Origin of the sequence: Streptomyces sp. YS-3, assembly GCF_045257485.1 — a bacterium.
GTDB lineage: Bacteria > Actinomycetota > Actinomycetes > Streptomycetales > Streptomycetaceae > Streptomyces.
In genome coordinates, this window is sequence record NZ_JBJHPC010000601.1 from 1 (window position 1) to 4,207 (window position 4,207).

6 protein-coding genes are annotated in these 4,207 nt (G+C 75.1%); 4 read left to right on the top strand and 2 right to left on the bottom strand.

Going from position 1 to position 4,207, the window contains the following annotated elements; translation table 11 throughout:
• Both ACJA3G_RS31555 and ACJA3G_RS31560 read right to left on the bottom strand, forming a co-directional pair.
• Nucleotides 1–875, bottom strand: an 875-nt coding sequence (locus ACJA3G_RS31555; RefSeq protein ID WP_406556464.1) for an SDR family oxidoreductase, incomplete at its 3' end; no start/stop codon positions are given.
• A complete protein-coding gene (locus ACJA3G_RS31560; RefSeq protein WP_406556467.1) occupies nucleotides 872–1,684 on the bottom strand; it encodes an SDR family oxidoreductase in 813 nt (270 codons plus the stop codon). The genes ACJA3G_RS31555 and ACJA3G_RS31560, both read right to left, overlap by 4 nt.
• Before the next feature lie 55 nt (nucleotides 1,685–1,739).
• Between ACJA3G_RS31560 and ACJA3G_RS31565 the strand changes: the two genes are divergently transcribed.
• The 4 genes from ACJA3G_RS31565 to ACJA3G_RS31580 form a co-directional block, all read left to right on the top strand.
• A complete protein-coding gene (locus ACJA3G_RS31565; RefSeq protein WP_406556465.1) occupies nucleotides 1,740–2,504 on the top strand; it encodes an enoyl-CoA hydratase family protein in 765 nt (254 codons plus the stop codon).
• The gene (locus ACJA3G_RS31570; protein WP_406556466.1) at nucleotides 2,501–3,349 is read left to right on the top strand and encodes a CoA transferase subunit A; all 849 of its coding nucleotides are present in this window, start codon (nucleotides 2,501–2,503) and stop codon (nucleotides 3,347–3,349) included. The genes ACJA3G_RS31565 and ACJA3G_RS31570 overlap by 4 nt, the downstream gene beginning before the upstream one ends.
• 14 nt (nucleotides 3,350–3,363) lie before the next feature.
• Complete coding sequence (locus ACJA3G_RS31575; protein ID WP_406556468.1) at nucleotides 3,364–4,104, top strand: CoA-transferase subunit beta; 741 nt, start codon at nucleotides 3,364–3,366, stop codon at nucleotides 4,102–4,104.
• Nucleotides 4,104–4,207, top strand: a 104-nt coding sequence (locus tag ACJA3G_RS31580) for a nitronate monooxygenase (protein ID WP_406556469.1), incomplete at its 3' end; no start/stop codon positions are given. The genes ACJA3G_RS31575 and ACJA3G_RS31580, both read left to right, overlap by 1 nt.

Consider the following 4,207-nt stretch of genomic DNA (forward strand, 5'->3'; position numbering starts at 1 on the left):
GCCCCGTACACCGCTCCCGGCGCCTCGGCTTCCCGCAGAAGCCGTCGTGCCGCCTCTCCCGCCTCCGCCGGGGTCCAGCGGCCTCCCCTGTCCGCCGTCGGGCCCGGCCGCCAGCCCTCCATCACCGTGATGCGGCCCCCCTCCGCCTCGAAGACGCGGCCCGTCACCCCTTCGCTCGCGGCCGAGCCCAGCCACACCACCAGCGGTGACACGTCCTCCGGCGCGGCGGCCAGACCGGTGAAGACCCGCTCGGTCATCCGGGTGCGCGCCGCCGGGGCGATCGCGTTGACCTGGACGCCGTAGCGCGCGAGCTCCGCCGCGGCCACCAGGGTCAGGCCCACGATCCCCGCCTTGGCCGCCGCGTAGTTCCCCTGGCCCACACTGCCCAGCAGCCCCGCGCCCGAGGTGGTGTGGACGACCCGGGCCACCGGGCGGCGGCCCGCCTTCGACTCGGCGCGCCAGTGCGCCGCCGCCTCCCGCAACGGCAGGAAGTGGCCCTTGAGATGGACCCGCACAACCGCGTCCCAGTCGGCCTCGTCGAGGTTGACCAGCATTCGGTCGCGCAGGAAGCCCGCGTTGCTCACCAGCGTGTCCAGGCGCCCGAAGTGGTCGAGGGCGGCCTCGACGAGGGAGGCCGCGCCCTTCGCCGTCGCGATGTCCCCGCCGTGCGCGACCGCCTCGCCGCCCGCCGCGCGGATCTCGGCGGCGACCCGGTCGGCCGGACTGCCGGGGGCCGGGGCGCCGTCGAGGCCCACGCCGAGGTCGTTGACGACGACCCTCGCCCCCTCGGCCGCGAACGCCAGGGCGTGCGCGCGGCCCAGCCCGCGCCCCGCCCCGGTCACCACGACGACCCGTCCCGCACTCGTCTGCGTCATCCCGACTCCCTTTTCGACCCTGCCGACTCTGCCGGTCCTGCCGGTCCTGCCGACCTGTTGACCGTGGCCGCGTCCAGGAACGCCGGGCGCTCGCCGCCGCCGTGGACGAGGAGGGACGCGCCGGTGATGTACGCGGCCCGGGCGGAGGCCAGGAAGACGGCGGCCCCGCCCACCTCGTCCGGCTCGGCGAGCCGCCCGAGCGGCACGGTGGCGGCCACGGCCGCGACCCCCCGCTCGTCCCCGTAGTGCAGATGCGCGAGCTCGGTGCGGACCATGCCGAGCACGAGCGTGTTGACCCGCACCCCGGGCGCCCACTCCACCGCCATCGAGCGGGCCAGGCTCTCCAGGCCCGCCTTGGCCGCGCCGTACGCGGCGGTGCCCGGCGAGGCGCGGCTCCCGCTGACGCTGCCGATCATCACCACCGAGCCGCCGGACGCCCGCAGATGCGGGTACGCGGCGAGCGAGGCGGTGAGCGGAGCGGTGAGGTTGAGCTCCACCACGCGCGCGTGGCGCTCGGCGGAGGACTCGCCAAGGAGCCGGTAGGGCGTGCCGCCCGCGTTGTTGACGAGCACGTCGAGGTGCCCGTACGCCCTCGCGACCGCGTCGAAGAACTCCCGTACGGCGGCCGGTTCACGCAGGTCGAGGGGGTGGAACCCGGCCTCGCGGCCCGCCGCCCGGACTGGCTCGACGGGCGGTCTGCGGGCGCAGACCACCACCTCGGCGCCCGCCGCGAGGAACGCCCGCGCGATGCCCGCGCCGACGCCCCGGGTGCCGCCCGTGACGACCGCCGCCTTCCCGGCCAGCTCCATCCGCGCTACCTTCCTCACCTAACAAACGTTTGGTGGAAAGGTAGCTGATCCGCCCATGGGTGTCTCCACCACCGCCCCCGAGAAGGGGATTTCCCTCGTCACCGTCGACTTCCCGCCCGTCAACGCGCTTCCCGTGCGCGGCTGGTACGAGCTGGCCGACGCCGTGCGCGCGGCCGGGCGCGACCAGGGCGTGCGCTGTGTCGTCCTGGCCGCCGAGGGGCGCGGCTTCAACGCCGGGGTCGACATCAAGGAGTTGCGGCGCGACAGCGGCCACAGCGCGCTCATCGGCGCCAACCATGGCTGCTACGAGGCCTTCGCCGCGGTGTACGAGTGCGAGGTGCCGGTGGTCGCGGCGGTGCGCGGGCACTGTCTGGGCGGCGGGATCGGCCTGGTCGGCAACGCCGACGTGGTGGTCGCCGCCGAGGACGCGGTCTTCGGGCTGCCCGAACTGGACCGGGGCGCGCTCGGCGCCGCCACCCATCTGGCCCGGCTCGTCCCCCAGCACCTGATGCGCGCGCTCTACTACACCTCGCGCACGGCCACCGCCCGCGAGCTGCTGGCCCACGGGTCGGTGTGGAAGGTGGTGCGCCCGGCCGAACTCCTGGACGCGGCGCTGGAGCTGGCCCGGGAGATCGCCCGCAAGGACGCCACCCTCATCCGGCTGGCCAAGGCCGCCATCAACGGCATCGACCCCGTCGACGTCCGCCGCAGCTACCGCTTCGAGCAGGGCTTCACCTTCGAGGCCAACCTCAGCGGGGTGGCCGCCCGGATCCGCGACACCTTCGGCGAGGAGCCGGGGAAGGAAGGCGAGCGGGCATGACGGACAAGACCATGACGCCCGAGGACGTCGTCGCGCGGCTGCGCAGCGGTATGACCCTGGGCATCGGCGGCTGGGGCTCGCGCCGCAAGCCCATGGCGCTGGTGCGGGCGCTGCTGAGATCGCCGGTGACCGATCTTCGGGTCGTCTCGTACGGCGGCCCGGACGTCGGCCTGCTCGCCGCCTCGGGCAGGATCCGTGAGCTGGTCGCCCCGTTCGCGACCCTCGACTCCATCCCGCTGGAGCCGCACTTCCGCGCGGCGCGCGAGGCGGGGACCCTCGCCCTGACGGAGCTCGACGAGGCGATGTTCATGTGGGGCCTGCACGCGGCGGCCAACCGGCTGCCCTTCCTGCCGGTCCGGGCCGGGCTGGGCTCCGACGTGATGCGGGTCAACCCGGGGCTGCGGACGGTGACCTCGCCGTACGAGGACGGGGAGACGTTCGTGGCCGTGCCCGCGCTGCGCATGGACGCGGCGCTGGTCCACCTCAACCGCGCCGACCGGCTCGGCAACGGCCAGTACCTGGGCCCCGACCCGTACTTCGACGACCTGTTCTGCGAGGCCGCCGACAGCGCCTACGTCTCCTGCGAGCGGCTGGTGGAGCCCGGCGGCTTCGCGGACGCCGTCCCGCAGACCCTGCTCGTCGGACGGCACACGGTCACGGGCGTCGTCGAGGCGCCGAACGGGGCCCACTTCACGTCGTGCGTACCGGACTACGGGCGCGACGAGCCCTTCCAGAAGCTGTACGCGACGACGCCGTGGCAGGACTTCGCGGCGCGGTTCCTGTCGGGGCCGGACGAGAAGCACTACCAGTCGGCCGTGCGGGCCTGGCACGAGGAGGTCCGGTGAGGGAGGAGGACGCGGTGGCGGTGAACGGGGCTCCGGCGGCGAGCCGCGCCGAGTACTGCGTGGTGGCCTGCGCCGAGGCGTGGCGCGGCGACGGGGAGGTGCTGGCCAGCCCGATGGGGCTGATCCCCTCGCTGGGCGCCCGGCTCGCCCGGCTGACCTTCGCCCCGGACCTGCTGCTCACCGACGGCGAGGCGACGCTGGTCGGGGCGGACGGGGCGGCGGAGGGCTGGCTGCCGTACCGCCGCCATCTGACCATGGTCACCGGGGGCCGTCGGCACGTGATGATGGGCGCGAGCCAGCTCGACCGGTTCGGCAACCAGAACATCTCCTGCATCGGCGACTGGGCGCGGCCCGCGCGCCAGCTGCTCGGGGTGCGCGGCGCGCCCGTCAACACGCTCAACAACCCGGTGAGTTACTGGATCCCGCGCCACTCCCCCCGGGTCTTCGTGCCCGCCGTCGACATGGTGTGCGGTGTCGGCTACGACCGGGCGGCGGCCGTCGGGGCGCGCTACCACCGCATCCCCCGCGTCGTCAGCGACCTCGCCGTCCTCGACTTCGCCACCCCGGACCGCGGGATGCGCCTCGCCTCGCTGCACCCCGGCGTTACGGCCGGGCAGGTGCGGGAGGCGACGGGCTTCCCGCTGGCGGCGACGGACGACGTCCCGTACACCCGCGCCCCCACCGCCGGGGAGCTGCGCCTCATCCGGGAGGTGCTCGACCCGGAGGGGCGGCGCGAGTCGGAGGTGCGCGGCTGATGGAGACGGCGCTGACCCGGCTGGTGGGGGTGCGGCACCCGATCGTGCAGACGGGGATGGGGTGGGTGGCAGGCCCCCGGCTGGTGACGGCCACGGCCGAGGC